Below are 17459 nucleotides of genomic sequence, written 5' to 3'. Positions count from 1 at the left end.
GTCTACGCGGCGGGCGCGCCTACGCGGCGGACGCGTCGGGTTCGAGCAGTCCCGCCTCGGCGTCCCGCAGGCTCTCCACCTCACGGCGGTAGAGCCGGAACCACATGAACAGCACGAAGGCGACGAAGACGAACCACTCGCCGGTGTAGCCGAGGTTCTGGAAGGCCTTCAGGTCGAGCCCGGTGTTGGCCGGCGCCTGCGCCGGCACCGGAACCATCCCGTCCGACGGGGTCTGCACGGTCAGCCAGGCGTCGTACAGGTCGTACGGCACGAGGTTGACCAGCGAGGCCGCCCCGATCACGCCGAGCTGCCCGGCCGGCAGGCCGCCCTGGGAGTGGACGCCCTTCGTGCCGGAGTTCTCCGGGGCCTGCAGCGCTCCGGTGACCTCGACCCGGCCGCTCGGCGGGGCCGGGGCCTTCGCCGGGTCCGCCGCCCCCGGCAGCCAGCCCCGGACCACCGGGACGGTCTTGCCGGAGTCGGTCCTCAGCAGGGTCAGGACGTAGAAGCCGGACTCGCCGTCGAGCCGCCGCTCGGGCACCAGCATCTGATCGGCGTACTCCCCGGCCGTGGAAGCCAGCCGTCCGGAGGTCTTCGTGGTCACCGGAAGCAACGAGTCCAGGGGCTCGGCCACCTGCTCGGCGGGCTGCCCGGCCGTCGCCTCCCGGTGGCTGTCGACACGGTCCTCGAACCGGCCGAGCTGCCAGGACCCCATGAACAGACAGAAGGGGACGGCGAGCGCGACGAAGACGTTGATCCCCCACCAGCGCGGGGTCAGGAGAAACCGGTGCACCCCACCACCGTACGGGGAGTGCACCGGAGCGGGACTAGCGGGGCAGGTGCTTCAGCGCGAACTCCAGCTCCATCCGGACCTGCTTGATCCGCTCCTCCACGACCAGCGAACCGTGCCCCGCGTCGTACCGGTACACCTCGTGCTCCGCGCCGCGTGCCACCAGCCGGTCCACGTAGTTGTCGATCTGCCGGATCGGGCAGCGCGGGTCGTTGACGCCCGCCGCGATGTGGACGGGTGCCTTCACCGCGTCGACGTAGGTCAGCGGCGACGAGACCTCGAACCGGTCCGGGACCTCCTCCGGAGTACCGCCGAAGAGGGTGCGGTCCAGTGCCTTCAGCGCCTCCATCTCGTCGTGGTACGCCGTCACGTAGTCCGCGACCGGTACGGCGGCCAGCCCCACCGCCCAGGCGTCGGGCTGCGTGCCCAGGCCCAGCAGCGTCAGGTACCCGCCCCAGGAGCCGCCCGACAGCACGAGGCGTGCCGGGTCCGCGAGGCCGGAGGCGACCGCCCATTCCCGGACCGCCGCGATGTCCTCCAGTTCGATCAGGCCGACCCGGTGCTTGAGGGCGTCCGTCCAGGCGCGGCCGTAGCCCGTGGAGCCGCGGTAGTTGACCCGCACGACCGCGAAGCCGTGGTCCAGCCAGGCCGCCGGGGTCGCCGCGAAGGCGTCGCTGTCGTGCCAGGTGGGCCCGCCGTGGATCTCGAAGATCGTCGGGAAGGGGCCCTCGCCGTGGCCGGCCGGCCGCTGCGCGAGCGCGTGGATCCGGCCGCCCGGACCCTCCACCCACACGTCCTCCACCGGCACCGACCCGGGCGCCTTCAAGCCGGGCGGGTCCAGGACGATCCCGCCCGCGGTGGACCGTACGGTCGGGGGCTCGGCCGCCGAGGACCACAGGTACTCCACGGTCCCGTCGGGGCGCGCCCCGGCCCCCGACACCGTCCCCGGCGGCGTGTCCACCCGTACGAGCTCCCGCGCGGCCAGGTCGTAGCGCCACAGCTCGCTGCGCGCCTCGAAGCTGTGCGCGACGAGCAGCGCGGATCCGTCCGGGTACCACTCGGCGCTGACGTCGCCCGGCAGGTCGATCGCGAGCTCCTCCTCGGTGCCGCTCGCCACGTCCCACACCATCGGTTCCCAGCGGCCGCGCCGCTGGTGGCCGACGAGGAGACGGGTGTCGCCCGCGACAGGGGCGAAGCCGAGGACCTCCAGGCCGAGCTCCTCGGTGCCGCCGCGGGTGTCGTCCAGCTCGGCGACGGTGGACCCGTCGAGGGTCAGCACGCGCAGTGAGGAGTGCATCGCGTCGCCGTGCTCGGTGTGCTCGACGGCCACGAGCGTCCCGTCGTGGGACAGGTCGCCGACGCCCGCCGACTCCCGGTGCCGGTAGATCACGGTGGGCGCGGAGCCGTCCGGGCGGACCACGTGGACCGTCGAGCCCTCCTCGTCCGTGGAGCGCCCGACGACGGCGGTGCCGTCGCGGCCGATGGCCAGACCGGCGGGGTACGAGGGCTCCAGGCCGGGGGTGGCCGGTTCGTCCGGGCCGCCCCCGAAGGGCTGGCGCACCCAGGTGCCGAACTCGTCGCCGTCCTTGTCGGAGAACCACCAGATCCACGCCCCGTCGGGGGAGAGGGCGCCGTCGGTGGTGCCGTTCGGGCGGTCGGTGGCCTGCCGCTGGACGCCGGTGGTGCGGTCCCAGGCGTAGAGCTCGAAGGTTCCGGTCGCGTTGGAGACGAAGAGCGAACGGTCCGGGGCGTCCTCGGCCCAGTCGGGCAGTCCGACGCGCGGTGCCCGGAACCGCTTCTCCCAGTCGGGCGTCTCGGGGGTGATCTCGCTGTCGCTGGTCATGCGCCCCATTGTGGCCGCAGTGGTCCCCGGGATGCCGACTGCTCCGAACGGGCGCAGAGTGGAACCCGTAGCCCAAGGAGGAACGGTCATGGCCAAGAAGGCGCACACCGGCCACCACATCCACCAGGACTCCGAGCGCGCGCTTGCGAAGAACACGGCCGCCGAGGCCCGGGCCAAGGCGGCGACCAGGGACGTGCAGTCGTCCGCCGCGAAGACGCGCGGCATGCAGCAGAAGGCCCAGGCCAAGCGCGGTTGAGCCCGCAGGTCGCGCTGCGGAGGCCTGCGCAAGCGTGCGCAGGTCCGTAGGCTGGCGCCATGCGGATGATCGTCCGGGGCGCCCGGCTGCTGCACACCTCAGGCCTGTCCGACGTCGAGGTCGCGGAGGACGGTCGGATCGCGCGCGTGGTCCCGCACGACGACCAGAAGGAACCGCCGGCCACCGGCATCCTCGTCGAGGCCCACGGCGCCCTGCTCAGCCCGCCCTTCGTCGAACCGCACATCCACCTCGACACGGCGCTGACCGCCGGGGAGCCGCGTCCCAACGTCTCCGGCACCCTGTGGGAGGGCATCGCCTGCTGGAGCGAACGCAAGCGGACCCTGACCCGCGAGGACGTGATCGCGCGGGCCACCGAGGTGCTGCGGTGGCAGGCCGCCCACGGAGTGCTGCACGTGCGCACCCACTGCGACATCACCGACCCGGCCCTCACCGCCCTGGACGCGCTGCTCGAGGTGCGCGACCGGGTGCGGGACGTCATGACCCTGCAGATCGTGGCCTTCCCGCAGGAGGGCATCGCCTCCTTCCCGGACGGCGAGGCGCTGCTGCGGGAGGCGATCGCCCGCGGGGCCGACGTCGTCGGCGCGATCCCGCACTTCGAGGACACCCGCGAGGACGGGGTCGCCTCCCTGCGGACGGCCTTCGCGCTGGCCGAGGAGCACGGGCTGCGGGTGGACGCGCACTGCGACGAGATCGACGACGAGCAGTCCCGGTTCGTGGAGGTGCTGGCCACGCTGGCCCTGCGCTCGGGCCTGCGCGAACGCGCCACCGCCTCGCACACGACCGCCATGGGCTCCTACAACGGCGCGTACAGCTTCAAACTCCAGCGGCTGCTGTCCCGTTCGGGCATCAACCTGATCGCCAGCCCCTTCGCCAACCTCAACCTCCAGGGCCGCTTCGACGCCTACCCCAGGCGCCGCGGCCTCACCCAGGTCAAGGAGATGCTGGCGGCCGGGGTCAACGTGGCCTTCGGCCACGACGACGTGATGGACCCCTGGAACGCCCTCGGCACCGCCAACCCCCTCCAGACCGCCCTCGTCGGTCTGTACGCCGCCCAGCTCACCGGTGCGGACGAGATCCCGGTGGCCTTCTCGATGGTGACGGACCGTGCGGCGCGTGTCCTGGGCCTGTCGGACGCCGAGTACGGCATCACCGAGGGCGCCCCCGCCTCCTTCGTCCTGCTCCCGGCCCCGTCGCCCGAGGAGGCGATCCGCCGTCAGGTCCGGCCCCGGTACGTCGTCTCGCGCGGCACCGTCCTCGCCGAGACCCCGCCCGCCCCGGCCCGGCTGAACTGGCCGGGGGAGGCCCCCTCGGAGGTGGACTTCAGCCGCCGCCTACGCTGACGCCCCATGACGTGGACACTCGGGACCAACTCGGCCCGCACCGCCCTGCAGATCGCCTCGGAGTACGCGGACCCGGCGCTGCTGAACCACTCCGTACGCTCCTACGCCTTCGGCGCGCAGTACGCGGACCAGCACGGCCTGGCGTACGACCAGGAGCTCTTCTACGTGGCGGCCCTCCTCCACGACCTGGGCCTGACCCCGCCCTTCGACAGCCACACCCTGCCCTTCGAGGAGGCCGGCGGTCACGTCGCGCGCGTCCTGACGGCGGGCCTGGGCTGGCCGGCCGCCCGCCGGGCCCGCGCCGAGGAGGTCATCGTCCTGCACATGCGGGACGACGTGACGGCGGCCGAGGACGTCGAGAGCCACCTCCTGCAGGTCGGCACGAGCGCCGACGTCTCGGGCCTGCGCCTGTCCGAGTTCGACCCCGACTTCACGGCCGCCCTGCTCGCCGCCCACCCGCGGGCCGGCTTCGGCGCCGCCTTCACCGCCCTGGTCGAGGACCAGGCGAAGCGCAAGCCCGACTGCGCGGCCGCCGCCTACGTCGCCGGCGGCGCGGCGACCCGCATCGCGGCCAACCCTCTGGGGGCGTGAGGGCGGGTGCCTCGGCCGAGGTGACGCACATCCGCCGCCGCGTCGGATAGCGTGCCCGCATGTCGTGGGACGAGGACGGAACGCCGCACCCGCTCGCACTGCGCCGCACCGGCCGCAGCGAACTGGAGCCGGACCGGCTGCCCGAGATCCGGGAGCTGGAGGTGCTCGGCTGGGAGCCCGCGCCCGAGGACCTGCGCTGGGCGTTCCTCCCGTACGTGTGGCCCCCGGCGGCCCGGACCTGGATCCCCGACCGCTCCACCCACTGGGCGGTGGACACCTCGCTCGACGGGCACGGCCACATCACCGGCGTCGAGTGCGCCCCGCTCACCGAGCCGGATCTGCACGGCCTCGACCAGGAGGCCGACGCCGCCCTCGCGGGCCTCGGCCTCCCGCCCCGCCCCGGGGGCCGCCTCTGGCTGCTCCGCCCGGTCGGCTCCTTCACCACCGTCGGCGCGGTCCTCGACCACCTCGACGCCCTGGCCGCGCGGCACGCCGTGGAGGCCCTGCCCTCCGCGACCTTCCTCGCCCTCGTACGCACCGAACTCTCGGCGCTCTCCGCCCCCGCCGCGCACTAACGCGCCCGCCGACCCGTTCCCCGCCCTGGCTCCCGGCACGCTTCCCAACACGCGACACCGGGCCCTCCCTTCGTCGAATGAGGGCCTTCTGCAGCGGTGAAGCGAAGCCGTACAGGAAGCGCAACTTGAACTGGTGTGGACAGTCGAAGAGGTACTTGAATCATCTCCCGCCCTCCTGGGCATGGCGATGTGCCCCGCTCCTTCAGGGCTCGGGCGGTGAGGGCGAGTTCGGGGGCGTCCGACGTGACAGGTTCGACGCCCTCGCCGATCCGGGTCAGGCGGGCGAGCTGGCGATCGTTGAGGGGTGACCAACGGTGCATGTGATCGTCGTACCGTCACCGCTCCTGCGGGCACAGGCCCTGCGGTGCTTGCGAGAGGGGGTTTCCGGCGGATGCGACGCCCGTACGGGGTAATCGGCTTACCAACCTGTTTGATCACTCTTCGTAGTGGATGAGCGCGTTCAGGAGAGCCCGAAGGCCATCGGGAGGAGTTTCGTCCTCTGTTGAAGACACTCCCATGGAAGGGCAATCAGACATGGTCAACCGCCTCGCACGCCGCGTGACGACCACCATGGCCACGGCAGCCGCGCTCGCGTTCTTAACCCCGGCGCAGGCACACGCGGGCGCCATCGGCTCCACCGCGGTGGCGACCTTCGACTACCAGGTTGGGGGTGTCACGATGACGATCCCGACCGGCTGCATGTTCACCCACATCATTCGGGGTGATGGCAAGAGGATCACCTACCAGAACGCCGGCGTGGACTGCGGCTTCGTCGGAGCCCTCAACGCGGGCTTCTGCAACTGGCGCATCGACTTCACGTACGCCGACACCAACAACAAGACGTACAAGACCTCGCCCGGCAAGACCCACACCGAGTGCGAGATCCACCCCATGCGGGACAACGCCCCCCAGACGCTGCCCCGCTATGGCAAAGCGTGTGCCCATCTCAACATCAACGGTGTCCGCAGGGTCAGCCAGTGCCACCACATCACGAAGTGAGCCGCACATGACCACTCAGCCCACCCCCGAAGACCGGATCTGGGAAGCAAAGCGTCGACGGGCAGGCATCATCGCCTTCCTGGCCGGAGCTGTCGCCTCCCTGGCCTTCTTCGCGTTCTGTCCCGGGCTCCCCCACGTCATCGACTGGGGTGCGATTCTCACGTCCCTCGCCGTCGGCGCACTGGCCCGTTGGGCATACCGAGCTCGGACCGCGAGGAGCCGGCTGCCCTCCAAGTAACCGAGAACGGCCTTCACACAGGTCGAGCCTCATCGGCGCGACGATCCCGTCGGTCGCGCTCCTGCTCGCCGTGGGCACCACAGTGTGGAAGGTAACCCGCGACCGCGAGGCCGGAGGCGCGCCCGATGGGTACAGGCCGACCACGCCTGGAAGGAGGTCGACGGGCGAACTGCCCGTTCTATGGTGCTGACCTGCGGCGAAGGTCCGTGATCGTCCGTGGACGTCCGCGCTCGTTCCCCTCGGTTGTGATGCAGTTAGACACTCACCGCTCAACGGCGAACGATCGGCGGGGTCGTTGTCAGTGCCTACCTCTATGGTCTCAAGCGCGCGGTCGGCTTCCGGGGGTTCCAGCTCCGAAGGGAATGGTTGCATCCCCGGCCTGTCTGGGGGCGGACCGGAGACTCGTCCGGGACCTAACCGACGGTCGGGCTTCGTCGATGGCCAGGGGATGACCTGTCAGCGCCGGCCGCGCGTACCGCCAACCATGCGGGCCCCGACTTGCGCTGGGGCCCGCGGCTGGGTCAACCGACGTAGTCGCCGGGGTCGTACCCGTGGTTGCAGCCGGGGCAAAGCGTCAGGTCCTCGGGGTCGTCCGAGTACGGGTTGGGGATGATGCCGCCGTCACACTGGGAGTCGGTGCAAGCCATGGTGTGCTCCTCGGAGGTCGGTGCCGTTGCCCTGATGGGCACCGCCCCTGCACGGTCTGGGAGGGCGCACAAGGTGGAGCACCCCGCTGGCCGAACGACCTTGTGCGCCGCCCTCCCAGACCGTGCTGCCCTCGGGATCAGGACAGCGGTGCCGACCGGCAGCCACCACATCGACTCCCAACCCACGGCCCGGGACCTGCTCCGCTTACGGGTAGGCAGAAAGGCGCCGTGAGCTTGGGAATCGCCGATCTTCGGTGCTCCATCTTGCCCCGTGACCAGCGAAAACGGGTGCCAACAAGAACCTTGGGACTTGCCCTAGCAATCGCCGTTGCCCGCTTTTCTCCGCTCTACCTGGCACGCGTCTGGCACGCACGATGTGGGCTATGAGGGTCGTATCAGCGATTGGCCCCTTCCGAGATCTGCCGAGCCAGCTCGTCGACCACCTGCGGCACCATGGGGCGAGCCCCTTCCTCCTCCAGGGCGAGAGCCAGGGCCTGTCGGACGGTTGTGTACGGCTGCCCGGCATGCGTCGCTCGCGTACGGTCGACGCCTCGTTCCATCTTCGCCAGGAACGCTGACACCGCTGGGATGTCCTTGTCGTACTCGCTCGCCTCCGCAGTCATGCGCCGGCCGGGCGTGTTTGGGCTAGCTCGCGTATCGCGCCTTCGACCTGCTTTTGTGCGGCCGAGAGCCAGGATCCTTCGATGGGGAAGACTTGATCTGCCTCCGGGTGCCACCGCTGGAGCATCTGTTGCCCTTGGATCGTGGCGGGCCTCGCATGAAGCACCGAGTGGCGGATCTTGGCGGCCGCCGATGGAAGCTCCCCGGACCTCTGGAGCCAGGTGCGGACCGAGGTGTCGGCCACCTGCTCCAGGATGGCTCTCAGGTCAAGCTCGGCGGGCAACCCGGCAAGGTGCGGGAGGCCGTAGAGCACGAGCCCTTCCAAGTACGTGACGCTGTAGGCGAGGCGGCCGATCTGGATCAGGTAGTCATCGTCCACGGGAACCATCGCCACATGATGCGTGTGGTACGACGCTATGCATAGAGGCCGGACCGGATGCTCCTGCACGGTAGAAGGCAAACGCCCAGCCAGGGCACCCCGACACAAATGCTCCAGACAACTGGGAGTTCCCCGCCTCAAGCCTCCACGGGCCGGCACCCGCCAACGGTGCCCCTCCATCCCGGGGTCGGAGGCTCCCGCCGGAGGCCTATCGGTGAGTGATGGCACCGTCGGCCGTATGGGACTGCCTCATGCTCTTGGGCCTATCCCGCCTTGCAGGGGCGGGCGTCGGCGCAGCGTGCGCGGAGCGGGCCGCAAACAGGAGCGTCGCGCGGAGCGCAGCCGGGTGCCTTGACCATGTAGGGCAAATTTGCGCCGCAGCCGCTTATGTCGCAGAAGTCACGACCAGCCTGCTGGTAAAGCCGTAGTTGCACAGGCGCTGATAGGCGGCGAGCACGGGAACCGGTACAGGCATGTGGACCATGAACCCTTGATCCGGGTAGAGCTGAAGCCGCTGGAGGGCGCCGACGAGCATGTCGATGACGAGCTTCGGATCGCCGATCGAGTCGACGTACTCCGTGAAGGTCAGCGGGGTGGACGCGCTGATGATCCCCACCTCCGGCCAAAGCTTCCGCGCCGTGGCGTACGCGCGTCGGGAGCTGAGCGGCGAGGACGTCGACAAGTGGCTGGCGGAGAAGGCCAGGGCGCTCAGCACCCGCACGCTTCAGGCGATGCACTCGTGCCTGAACCGGTCCGTGAAGCGGGCCATGGTCCGGGACAAGGTGAAGCGGAACATCGTGGAGCTGTGCGCCATCCCGACGGGCCAGCCCGGCCGGCCGTCGAAAGCGCTCCGGCTGGCCGAGGCCGAGGCGGTGCTGAAGGCCGCCGCGGGGACGTCGGCCTACGCGTACATCGTGGTGGCCCTGCTCACCGGCGCGCGGACGGAAGAGATGCGGGCCCTCACCTGGGATCACGTCTTCCTGAAGGGGACCGGGACGCGTCACCGCCCGTCCCGCCGCACATCGCGGTGTGGCGATCGGTCCGCTCCACCGGGGACACCAAGACCAAGAAGTCGCGCCGGACGATCGCCCTGCCGACGCGATGCGTGGACGCGCTCTGGCAGCAATTCGAGGAGCAGGAGTGGGACCGGCTCGCCGCTGGTGATCAGTGGAAGGAGAACGGGCTGGTCTTCTCCTCCGCCACCGGGACCGAGCTGGACCCCACCAACGTCCGGCGCGCCTTCCGGCAGGCGATCACCGGGGCCGAGGGCGTCGACGCGAGTGAGTGGACGCCGAGGGAGCTGCGGCACAGCTTCGTCTCGCTGCTCTCCGACAAGGGGGTCCCGCTCGTAGAGATCTCCCGTCTCGTCGGGCACTCCGGGACGGCCGTCACCGAGGCGGTCTACCGGAAGCAGATCCGGCCCGTGATCCAGACCGGGGCGACGGCAATGGATCAAATCTTCGACGGGTGGTAGGCCCCGGGGTGGTGGGGGCGTTTCCCCCCACCACCTGCTGGGCTACGAGCGCCACTCGTCGCGGAGCTCCCGTACGGCTGTGATGACCGGACGCAGAGCGGTCAGGAGGTCGAGTGCGAGGTGACGCAGGAGCCCCACGACTCCAAAGAGGCCAAGGATCCACAGAACGACGTGCTTGTCCCAGTCCACGCGACTACGTGCCTTTCGTGTAGGGCACGGCCGGGCTGGGCGGCAAACGGCAGGCTCAGCCCGACCGCGCACAGCGGTCGAGATGAGTTCTGCCAACGCTCAGAACATCAACATGATCAAGCTCCGATGACCATCGTCATCGGGTCAGAGCTTCACGGATGGGGTCGAGTGCCCAGTGAGTCGGCAGCGTCGGTGCCGACTGCACAGAAGACAATCACTCAAGCGCCGACCTATTCGGTCTGTCACGCCACCCGGCCCGACTTCTCAGCCTGCCGACTGGGTCCCGCAAACGCGATGCCATCACGCTAGCCGAGCTGGTCGACCGCGGGCGGCGCTTCCGTGAAAGTCGTAGTCACTCGGTTAGACGCTCAGGAAACAGAAGAGCCACCGGGGATCTCTCCCAGGTGGCTCTGACCTGCTTCTACGAAGTCGGGGTGGCGGGATTTGAACCCACGACCTCTTCGTCCCGAACGAAGCGCGCTGCCAAGCTGCGCTACACCCCGATCGCCGCCTTGCAGCACTTGCTGTCCTGGCGACATCGATTACTTTAGCGGACCTCACGCCGGAGACGAAATCCGGTTTTCGCGGGGCGGTGCCGCGGGCGCTAGGCCCGCGGGGTCAGCGTCAGGAGCGTCGCCTCCGGCGGGCACGCGAAGCGGACCGGGGTGAAGCGGTTGGTGCCGCAGCCGGCCGAGACGTGCAGGTACGCCTGCTGCCCCGCCGCCTCGTGCGTGGACAGGCCCTTCACCCGCTTGGTGTCGAGGTCGCAGTTGGTGACGAGCGCCCCGTAGAAGGGGATGCACAGCTGCCCGCCGTGGGTGTGTCCGGCGAGGATCAGCGGGTACCCGTCGGCGGTGAAGGACTCCAGGACGCGCAGGTACGGGGCGTGCACCACGGCCATCGAGAAGTCCGCGTCCTTCTCCGGGCCGCCGGCGACCATCTCGTAGCGGTCCCGCTTGATGTGGGGGTCGTCGAGTCCGGTGACGGCCAGCTCCAGGCCTTCCAGCTTCAGCCGCCCCCGGGTGTTGGTGAGGTTCAGCCAGCCCGCCGCGTCGAAGGCGTCCCGCATCTCCTCCCACGGGTTGTGGACGGCGCCGACGACCGGCTTGTTGCCGTTCAGCCCGTGCCGGCCCTGGGCCTTCTCCAGCAGGTAGCGTCCGGGGTTGCGCAGCCGCGGCCCGTAGTAGTCGTTCGACCCGAAGACGTACACGCCCGGGAAGGACATCAGGGGGCCCAGCGCGTCGAGCACCTCGGGGATGCCCTCGGTGTCGGAGAGGTTGTCGCCCGTGTTGACGACGAAGTCGGGGCGCAGGCCCGCGAGGGACTGGAGCCAGGCGCGCTTCTTGCGCTGCCCGCCCACCATGTGGATGTCGGACACCTGGAGTACGCGCAGCGGGCGCATCCCCCGGGGAAGGACCGGCACCGTGACCCGGCGCAGGCGGAAGGACCTCGCCTCGAAACCGGCGGCATAGGCCACACCCGCGGCCCCCACCGCAGCGATTCCGGCAGCTGCCTTCAGGGGTACTCCGTAACGCGCACGCATGGACCCATCGTCGCAGACCCGCAAAACCGGTGAGCGCCACTGCCCCCGTACCTGGCAGACTCACATCCATGACCACGCTCAAGGCCAAGCTCCAGGAAGACCTCACGACCGCCATCAAGGCGCGTGACGAGCTGCACTCGTCCACGCTGCGCCTGACCCTCTCCGCCATCACCAAGGAGGAGGTCGCCGGCAAGGAGGCACGTGTGCTCTCCGACGAGGAAGTCCTCAAGGTGATCGCCAAGGAGGCGAAGAAGCGCCGCGAGGCTGCGGAGGCCTTCGCCCAGGGCGGCCGTGCCGAGCAGGCAGCGCGCGAGACCGCGGAGGGCGAGTTCCTCGACACGTACCTGCCCAAGCAGCTCACCGACGACGAGCTCGTCGCGATCGTGGCGCAGGCCGTCGAGGAGGCCAAGGCCGCGGGTGCCGAGGGGCCGCGGGCCATGGGCGCCGTCATGAAGATCGTGAATCCGAAGGTCGCCGGGCTGGCGGAGGGCGGGCGCGTCGCCGCCGTCGTCAAGCAGCAGCTCTCCTAGCTCAGGAACAGATAGAAGGAACAGATGTGAGGGAGGGCCCCAGCCGGTTCCGGCTGGGGCCCTCCCTCGCGTGGTGCGCCGACCCGCTACTGGTCGTCGCGGCCACCGATCACGGCGCCCGGGTCGATCGTGATCCCGGGGAACGGGCGCTGCGGATCGCCCCCGCCCGTGGCCCCGCCCGTGGCGCCCTGGGTGGCTCCGGCGGTCTGGCCGCCGGGCCGCCCGCCGGGCTTTCCGTCGCCGCCCGGCTTGCCGTTGCCGGGCCTGCTCGGGGTGGTGGTGGGCGGCTTGTTGCCGCGGGGGCCGCCGGACGGAACGTTCGCTTCCGGGATGCTGACCGTGACGAAGCGCAGGGCCTCGCGACCGTCCAGCGCACCCGTGACCGCGTCCTTCCAGATCGGGCCGGGCAGACCGCCGCCGAAGACCTTCTGGTAGGACTTGCCGCCGATCACGATGTTCTCCATCGTGATCTTCTTCGCGCCGCCCGAGCCGACCCACACCGCGCCGGAGATGTTCGGGGTGTAGCCCACGAACCAGGCGTTGTAGCGGTTGTCCGTCGTACCCGTCTTGCCCGCGCTGTCGCGGTCGGTCAGACCGGCCCGCTCACCGGTGCCGGAGTCGACCACTCCGCCCAGCAGGGTGTTGATGGTGTCGGCCGTCGACTCCGACATCGCCCGATCGCACTTGCTCTTCGGTACCGAGAGGGCCTTGTTGTGCGCGTCGGTGATCGACTCGATGGCGACCGGGGTGCAGTAGACGCCGCGGTTGGCGAAGGTCGCGTACGCGTTGGCCATCGTCAGCGGGGACATCTCCTCCGAGCCGAGCGCGATGGAGGGGCCCTCGGACAGCTTCGCCCCGCTCGCCGGGACCACACCGAGCTTCGCCGCCATCTCCGACACCGGGCACAGCCCGATCTCGGAGATCATCTCGACGAAGTAGGTGTTGATCGACTTCTCCATCGCCGTCCGCAGGGCGTAGGGGCCGACCTCGTCCTCGGTCTCGTTCTCCGCCGATTCGTTCTTGACGTTGACGTACTGGGACCCGTCGCAGCGGGTGATCCCGCTCGGGTAGTCCATCTTGTTCGGCGCCGGGTACACCTTCGTCGGCGGCAGGCCCCGCTCCAGCGCGGCGGCGGCGATGAACGGCTTGAAGGTCGAGCCGACCTGGAAGCCGAAGTTGGAGCCGCCCATCCGCTTGTCCACGGAGTAGTTGATCTGCGTCTCGTTCTTCCCGAAGCCGTACGGCTTGGACTGACCCATCGCCAGCACCCGGCCGGTGCCCGGCTGGACCATGGTCACGGCCGTCGCGATCGAGTCGTCCTGGTAGACGTGGTCCTTGATCGACTCGTTGGCCGCGTCCTGCGACTGCGGGTCCAGGGTCGTGCGGACGGTCAGTCCGCCCTGGTTCCAGACCTTCGCGCGCTCCTCGCGCGTCTTGCCGAAGACGGCGTCGTTCAGGAAGGTGTTGCGCACGTAGTCGCAGAAGAAGCCCGCGCCCTTGACCGCGGTGATGCAGCCGTTCTTCGGCCTGGTCACCTTCAGGGTGACCGGCTTCGCCTTCGCCGCGTCCGCCTCGGCCTGCGAGACGTCCTTGGTGTCGGCCATCCGCTGCAGGACGATGTTGCGGCGCTTCGTCGCCTCCTGGGTGTCGTTCACCGGGTCGTACCGGCTCGGCGACTGCACGACGCCCGCGAGCAGCGCGGACTCCTCCAGGGTCAGGTCCTTGGCCGGCTTGCTGAAGTAGCGCTGGGCCGCGGATTCGATTCCGTACGCCTGCTGGCCGAAGTACGTGATGTTGAGGTAGTTCTCGAGGATCTTCTTCTTCCCGAGCTCCTCCTCGACCTGGATCGCGTACTTCAGCTCGCGGATCTTGCGGCCGAGGCTCTTCTCCTGGGCCTCGCGCACCTTGGTCTCGTCGTCGCCGGCCTCTTCGACGAACACGTTCTTCACGTACTGCTGGGTGAGCGTGGAGGCGCCCTGCGCCGCGCCGCCCTCCTGCGCGTTGCGGTTGACCGCGCGCAGGATGCCCTTGAGGTCGACGGCTCCGTGTTCGTAGAAGCGGGAGTCCTCGATGGCGACGATCGCCTTCTGCATGTACGGGGAGATCGACGTGAGCGGGACCACCTGACGGTCGCGTGAATAGACGGTGGCGATCAAGCCACCCTCGGCGTCCAGGATCGTGGTCCGCTGGCTCAGCGGCGGAGTCTTGAGATTGGCCGGGATCTCATCGAATCCCTCGACCGTGCCCTTGGCCGCCAGCCCCAGGGCGCCTGCAGCCGGAATCGCCATGCCGGCCAGCACAACTCCGGAGAGAACGGACACCCCGAGGAACTTGGCGGCCTGCTGGCTCCCCGTGAGCCCGCCGCCCGAGCGCTTCTTTGCCATAGAGGGCAGCCTACGTTCTCATTCACCGGACACGCGCGAATGCCTTGGCCTAAGCTGTCCCCAACTGTCACAGCAGTGTGGTGCGACATCAACCCCTCGGCTTGATTTTCACCCTTCCCGAATGGGGTGGACGCATGTCCGAATCTCGCCCCTCGGTTGAAGCTCATCCGCCGATTCCACCCGAATTGCCGGAATGGTCGGGCATGTCGCCGGATCACTCCGTCGGGTGATCTGCCGCTTACCCATAGTCCGTTCGGACCATTCAAGATTGGGCCCGTCGGGGGTGTTGCACTGTGCCCGCCTTCCGTAACGTCCTCAACTGGCAGCGGTGAATATGCCGCTACCGCCGTGGGGGAGCCTCGATTCGGGAGAGGACGGCGCCGGGATGGGCTGGGTTACCGACTGGAGTGCGCAGGCAGCCTGCCGCACTACCGATCCGGATGAACTGTTCGTTCAAGGAGCGGCACAGAACAGGGCCAAGGCGGTGTGCACCGGATGTCCGGTGCGGACCGAATGCCTGGCCGATGCGCTCGACAATCGCGTCGAGTTCGGCGTGTGGGGCGGAATGACCGAGCGGGAACGACGTGCGCTGCTGCGCCGGCGTCCCACCGTCACCTCGTGGCGACGGCTGCTCGAAACCGCCCGTACGGAGTACGAGCGCAGTACGGGCATCCTCACCATGGATGCAGACACGGAGATCGACGTTCCGTACGAGACATACGCGGCAGTCGGGTAGACCACACCGACGCCACGACGTACGAACGCCTACGCTCCGGCCGGTACCCCGGCCGCGAGTCGCTCTCCGATGGCCCGAAGCCCGGCGAGGTCGTGCACATCGCCGGGCAGGGCGGCCACTTCGGCCACCGCCACCTCGGGGTGCAGTGAGGTGAAGCGATCGCGTGTGCGCTGTTCACGCGCGATCACCTGCATCCGCTCGGCATGCAGGCGCAGCAGTCCTGCCGTGATCCGGTCGACGACCGCGGTATCGCCTTCGGGGCCGGGGGAGCCTGTCCCGGGAGGGTTCGCGGCCGTGTCACGAAGTCCAGCTTTCCCGGACTCCTGATCGACAATGCCCCCTTCTTCAAGATTCTCTGCGGCGGCCAACGCCCGTTCGGCGGACAGCTGATCGGCGCCGCTGCCGTGCACCCGGTTCAGTACCAGCCCGGCCAGCGGCATGCTCTCCGCGGCCAGCCGCTCCACGAAGTACGCCGCCTCGCGCAGGGCGTCCGGTTCGGGCGCCGCGACCACGAGGAAGGCCGTACCGGGCGCCTGGAGCAGCCGGAAGGTCGCGTCGGCACGCGTGCGGAAGCCGCCGAACATCGTGTCCATCGCGGCGACGAAGGTCTGCACGTCCTTCAGCAGCGAGGCCCCCATCAGCTTGCTGAGGGTGCCGGTCATCATCGACATGCCGACATTGAGGAACTTCATCCCCGCCCGGCCGCCCACCTTCGCCGGGGCCATGAGCACCCGGATGAACTTCCCGTCCAGGAAGGACCCGAGGCGCTTCGGAGCGTCCAGGAAGTCCAGCGCGGACCGGCTCGGCGGGGTGTCGACGATGATCAGGTCCCAGTCGTCCCGGGCCCGCAGCTGGCCCAGCTTCTCCATCGCCATGTACTCCTGCGTGCCCGCGAAACCGGCCGACAGGGACTGGTAGAAGGGGTTGGCGAGGATGGCCCGGGCCCGCTCGCCGTCCGCGTGCGCCTCGACGATCTCGTCGAAGGTCCGCTTCATATCCAGCATCATCGCGTGCAGTTCGCCGCCGTCGGCGCCCACGCCCGCCACCCTGCGCGGGGTGTTGTCCAGCGAGTCGATCCCCATCGACTGCGCGAGCCGGCGCGCCGGGTCGATGGTGAGCACGACCGCCTTCCGCCCGCGCCCGGCCGCCCGTACGCCCAGTGCCGCGGCCGTGGTGGTCTTGCCGACCCCGCCCGCCCCGCAGCACACGACGATCCGGGTCTCCGGGTCGTCCAGCAGCCGGTCGACCGCCAGCCGCGGCGGAGTGTCCAGCCCCACGGTGTCCACCCCCTCGCTCATTCGGCCACCGTCTGCTTCCGCAGTTCCTTGGCCAGCTCGTACAACCCGGCCAGATCCACCCCCGCGCCGAGCAGGGGGAGTTCGTACGTCGGCAGGTCCAGGTCCCTCAGTACGGTGCGCTGCGCGCGCTCCAGCTCCACCCGGCTCGCGTGCTCGGCGGCCTGCGTGAGCAGCGGGTCCACCAGCCGCTCGGCCAGCCCGCCGCGGCGCGCGCCGCCGAGGCCCGCCCGGGACAGGGCCCTGGCGACCTCGGCGCGGTGGTCGCCGGCCGCGGTGCGCAGGGTGTCCTCGTCCAGGTGGTGCGGCCGCACCATGTTGACGACGACGCGGCCGACGGGCAGCCCGGCCTGCCGCAGTTCCTCGATGCCGTCGGCGGTCTCCTGGACGGGCATCTCCTCCAGGAGGGTGACCAGGTGGACGGCCGTCTCGGGGGACTTGAGCACCTTCATGACCGCCTGCGCCTGGTTGTGGATCGGCCCGAACCGGGCCAGGCCCGCCACCTCGTCGTTCACGTTCAGGAACCGGGTGATCCGCCCGGTCGGCGGCGCGTCCATGATCACGTGGTCGTAGACGTACCGGCCGGCCTTGTCCTTGCGCCGCACCGCCTCGCACGCCTTGCCGGTCAGCAGGACGTCGCGCAGTCCGGGGGCGATGGTCGTGGCGAAGTCGATGGCGCCGAGCTTCTTGAGCGCGCGGCCGGCCGAGCCGAGCTTGTAGAACATCTGGAGGTAGTCCAGCAGCGCCCGTTCGGCGTCGATGGCGAGCGCGAAGACCTCGCCGCCGCCGGGCGCGACGGCGATCTTCCGCTCCTCGTACGGGAGCGCCTCGGCACCGAAGAGCTGCGCGAGCCCCTGCCTGCCCTCGACCTCCACCAGAAGAGTCCGCTTGCCCTCGCGTGCGAGGGCAAGCGCGAGTGCCGCGGCGACCGTGGTCTTGCCGGTGCCGCCCTTGCCGCTGACCACCTGGAGCCTGCTCACAGCGTCCGAGCCTAACCACTCGCCTCCCGGA

16 protein-coding genes, 1 tRNA gene and 1 pseudogene are annotated in these 17459 nt (G+C 69.9%); 8 read left to right on the top strand and 10 right to left on the bottom strand.

Going from position 1 to position 17459, the window contains the following annotated elements:
• Window positions 1-19 precede the first annotated feature (19 nt).
• Complete coding sequence (locus ACZ6JT_RS18265) at window positions 20-790, bottom strand: SURF1 family protein (protein WP_469210942.1); 771 nt, start codon at window positions 788-790, stop codon at window positions 20-22.
• A 34-nt stretch (window positions 791-824) separates the two neighbouring features.
• On the bottom strand, window positions 825-2630 hold the full coding sequence (locus ACZ6JT_RS18260; RefSeq protein WP_469210940.1) for a S9 family peptidase: 1806 nt from the start codon (window positions 2628-2630) through the stop codon (window positions 825-827).
• 88 nt (window positions 2631-2718) lie between these two features.
• On the opposite strand from ACZ6JT_RS18260, the gene ACZ6JT_RS18255 reads away from it, so the two are divergent.
• From ACZ6JT_RS18255 to ACZ6JT_RS18235, 5 genes are all read left to right on the top strand, one after another.
• Window positions 2719-2886, top strand: a complete 168-nt coding sequence (locus ACZ6JT_RS18255; RefSeq protein ID WP_158754341.1) for a hypothetical protein — start codon at window positions 2719-2721, stop codon at window positions 2884-2886.
• Window positions 2887-2945: 59 nt separating this feature from the next.
• Window positions 2946-4247, top strand: a complete 1302-nt coding sequence (gene codA / locus ACZ6JT_RS18250; RefSeq protein WP_469210938.1) for a cytosine deaminase — start codon at window positions 2946-2948, stop codon at window positions 4245-4247.
• Window positions 4248-4253: 6 nt separating this feature from the next.
• Complete coding sequence (locus ACZ6JT_RS18245; protein WP_469210936.1) at window positions 4254-4838, top strand: HD domain-containing protein; 585 nt, start codon at window positions 4254-4256, stop codon at window positions 4836-4838.
• Window positions 4839-4897: 59 nt separating this feature from the next.
• Window positions 4898-5413 carry a DUF5956 family protein gene (locus ACZ6JT_RS18240; RefSeq protein WP_469210934.1) on the top strand — a complete coding sequence of 172 codons (516 nt, stop codon included), beginning with the start codon at window positions 4898-4900 and terminating at the stop codon, window positions 5411-5413.
• Window positions 5414-5929: 516 nt separating this feature from the next.
• Window positions 5930-6412: a hypothetical protein gene (locus ACZ6JT_RS18235; RefSeq protein ID WP_469210932.1), complete on the top strand. Its 483-nt coding sequence runs from the start codon at window positions 5930-5932 to the stop codon at window positions 6410-6412.
• A gap of 759 nt (window positions 6413-7171) precedes the next feature.
• Here ACZ6JT_RS18235 and ACZ6JT_RS18230 read toward each other — a convergent pair.
• The 3 genes from ACZ6JT_RS18230 to ACZ6JT_RS18220 form a co-directional block, all read right to left on the bottom strand.
• The gene (locus tag ACZ6JT_RS18230) at window positions 7172-7297 is read right to left on the bottom strand and encodes a hypothetical protein (RefSeq protein WP_469210930.1); all 126 of its coding nucleotides are present in this window, start codon (window positions 7295-7297) and stop codon (window positions 7172-7174) included.
• A 619-nt stretch (window positions 7298-7916) separates the two neighbouring features.
• Entirely contained in the window at window positions 7917-8306 is a 390-nt protein-coding gene (locus ACZ6JT_RS18225) for a hypothetical protein (protein WP_469210928.1), read from the bottom strand.
• Window positions 8307-8682: 376 nt separating this feature from the next.
• Window positions 8683-9018: a hypothetical protein gene (locus ACZ6JT_RS18220; RefSeq protein WP_469211595.1), complete on the bottom strand. Its 336-nt coding sequence runs from the start codon at window positions 9016-9018 to the stop codon at window positions 8683-8685.
• On the opposite strand from ACZ6JT_RS18220, the pseudogene ACZ6JT_RS18215 reads away from it, so the two are divergent.
• Window positions 8900-9771: pseudogene (locus tag ACZ6JT_RS18215) on the top strand (site-specific integrase). The gene ACZ6JT_RS18220 and the pseudogene ACZ6JT_RS18215 overlap by 119 nt on opposite strands.
• A 618-nt stretch (window positions 9772-10389) precedes the next feature.
• Here ACZ6JT_RS18215 and ACZ6JT_RS18210 read toward each other — a convergent pair.
• Window positions 10390-10463: transfer RNA gene (locus ACZ6JT_RS18210), tRNA-Pro, on the bottom strand.
• 101 nt (window positions 10464-10564) lie between these two features.
• Complete coding sequence (locus ACZ6JT_RS18205; protein WP_469210926.1) at window positions 10565-11503, bottom strand: metallophosphoesterase; 939 nt, start codon at window positions 11501-11503, stop codon at window positions 10565-10567.
• A 68-nt stretch (window positions 11504-11571) separates the two neighbouring features.
• Between ACZ6JT_RS18205 and ACZ6JT_RS18200 the strand changes: the two genes are divergently transcribed.
• Window positions 11572-12033 carry a GatB/YqeY domain-containing protein gene (locus tag ACZ6JT_RS18200; RefSeq protein WP_319722136.1) on the top strand — a complete coding sequence of 154 codons (462 nt, stop codon included), beginning with the start codon at window positions 11572-11574 and terminating at the stop codon, window positions 12031-12033.
• Window positions 12034-12119: 86 nt separating this feature from the next.
• On the opposite strand, the gene ACZ6JT_RS18195 is transcribed toward ACZ6JT_RS18200, so the two are convergent.
• A complete protein-coding gene (locus tag ACZ6JT_RS18195; protein ID WP_469210923.1) occupies window positions 12120-14417 on the bottom strand; it encodes a transglycosylase domain-containing protein in 2298 nt (765 codons plus the stop codon).
• Window positions 14418-14802: 385 nt separating this feature from the next.
• Here ACZ6JT_RS18195 and ACZ6JT_RS18190 point away from each other — a divergent pair, with 385 nt between their 5' ends.
• A complete protein-coding gene (locus ACZ6JT_RS18190; RefSeq protein WP_365471428.1) occupies window positions 14803-15153 on the top strand; it encodes a WhiB family transcriptional regulator in 351 nt (116 codons plus the stop codon).
• Window positions 15154-15182: 29 nt separating this feature from the next.
• Here the strand turns inward: ACZ6JT_RS18190 and bagB are convergent, their stop codons facing one another.
• On the bottom strand, window positions 15183-16451 hold the full coding sequence (gene bagB / locus ACZ6JT_RS18185; protein ID WP_469210921.1) for an ATPase BagB: 1269 nt from the start codon (window positions 16449-16451) through the stop codon (window positions 15183-15185).
• Complete coding sequence (gene bagA / locus ACZ6JT_RS18180) at window positions 16448-17428, bottom strand: ATPase BagA (RefSeq protein WP_469210919.1); 981 nt, start codon at window positions 17426-17428, stop codon at window positions 16448-16450. The genes bagB and bagA overlap by 4 nt, the downstream gene beginning before the upstream one ends.
• Between the last annotated feature and the right edge of the window lie 31 nt (window positions 17429-17459).

The sequence above is a fragment of the Streptomyces sp. NPDC046308 genome (genome assembly GCF_055588065.1).
Note: the sequence above shows the minus strand (reverse complement) of the source record. Positions and strands in the feature narration are given on the sequence as shown.

Excerpts from the sequence above, each read along its gene's own strand:
- ACZ6JT_RS18260 (WP_469210940.1), bottom strand. The coding sequence starts at position 2,630 with ATGACCAGCGACAGCGAGATCACCCCCGAGACGCCCGACTGGGAGAAG.
- ACZ6JT_RS18255 (WP_158754341.1), top strand. The coding sequence starts at position 2,719 with ATGGCCAAGAAGGCGCACACCGGCCACCACATCCACCAGGACTCCGAG.
- codA (WP_469210938.1), top strand. The coding sequence starts at position 2,946 with ATGCGGATGATCGTCCGGGGCGCCCGGCTGCTGCACACCTCAGGCCTG.
- ACZ6JT_RS18245 (WP_469210936.1), top strand. The coding sequence starts at position 4,254 with ATGACGTGGACACTCGGGACCAACTCGGCCCGCACCGCCCTGCAGATC.
- ACZ6JT_RS18240 (WP_469210934.1), top strand. The coding sequence starts at position 4,898 with ATGTCGTGGGACGAGGACGGAACGCCGCACCCGCTCGCACTGCGCCGC.
- ACZ6JT_RS18235 (WP_469210932.1), top strand. The coding sequence starts at position 5,930 with ATGGAAGGGCAATCAGACATGGTCAACCGCCTCGCACGCCGCGTGACG.
- ACZ6JT_RS18230 (WP_469210930.1), bottom strand. The coding sequence starts at position 7,297 with ATGGCTTGCACCGACTCCCAGTGTGACGGCGGCATCATCCCCAACCCG.
- ACZ6JT_RS18225 (WP_469210928.1), bottom strand. The coding sequence starts at position 8,306 with ATGGTTCCCGTGGACGATGACTACCTGATCCAGATCGGCCGCCTCGCC.
- ACZ6JT_RS18205 (WP_469210926.1), bottom strand. The coding sequence starts at position 11,503 with ATGCGTGCGCGTTACGGAGTACCCCTGAAGGCAGCTGCCGGAATCGCT.
- ACZ6JT_RS18200 (WP_319722136.1), top strand. The coding sequence starts at position 11,572 with ATGACCACGCTCAAGGCCAAGCTCCAGGAAGACCTCACGACCGCCATC.
- ACZ6JT_RS18195 (WP_469210923.1), bottom strand. The coding sequence starts at position 14,417 with ATGGCAAAGAAGCGCTCGGGCGGCGGGCTCACGGGGAGCCAGCAGGCC.
- ACZ6JT_RS18190 (WP_365471428.1), top strand. The coding sequence starts at position 14,803 with ATGGGCTGGGTTACCGACTGGAGTGCGCAGGCAGCCTGCCGCACTACC.
- bagB (WP_469210921.1), bottom strand. The coding sequence starts at position 16,451 with ATGAGCGAGGGGGTGGACACCGTGGGGCTGGACACTCCGCCGCGGCTG.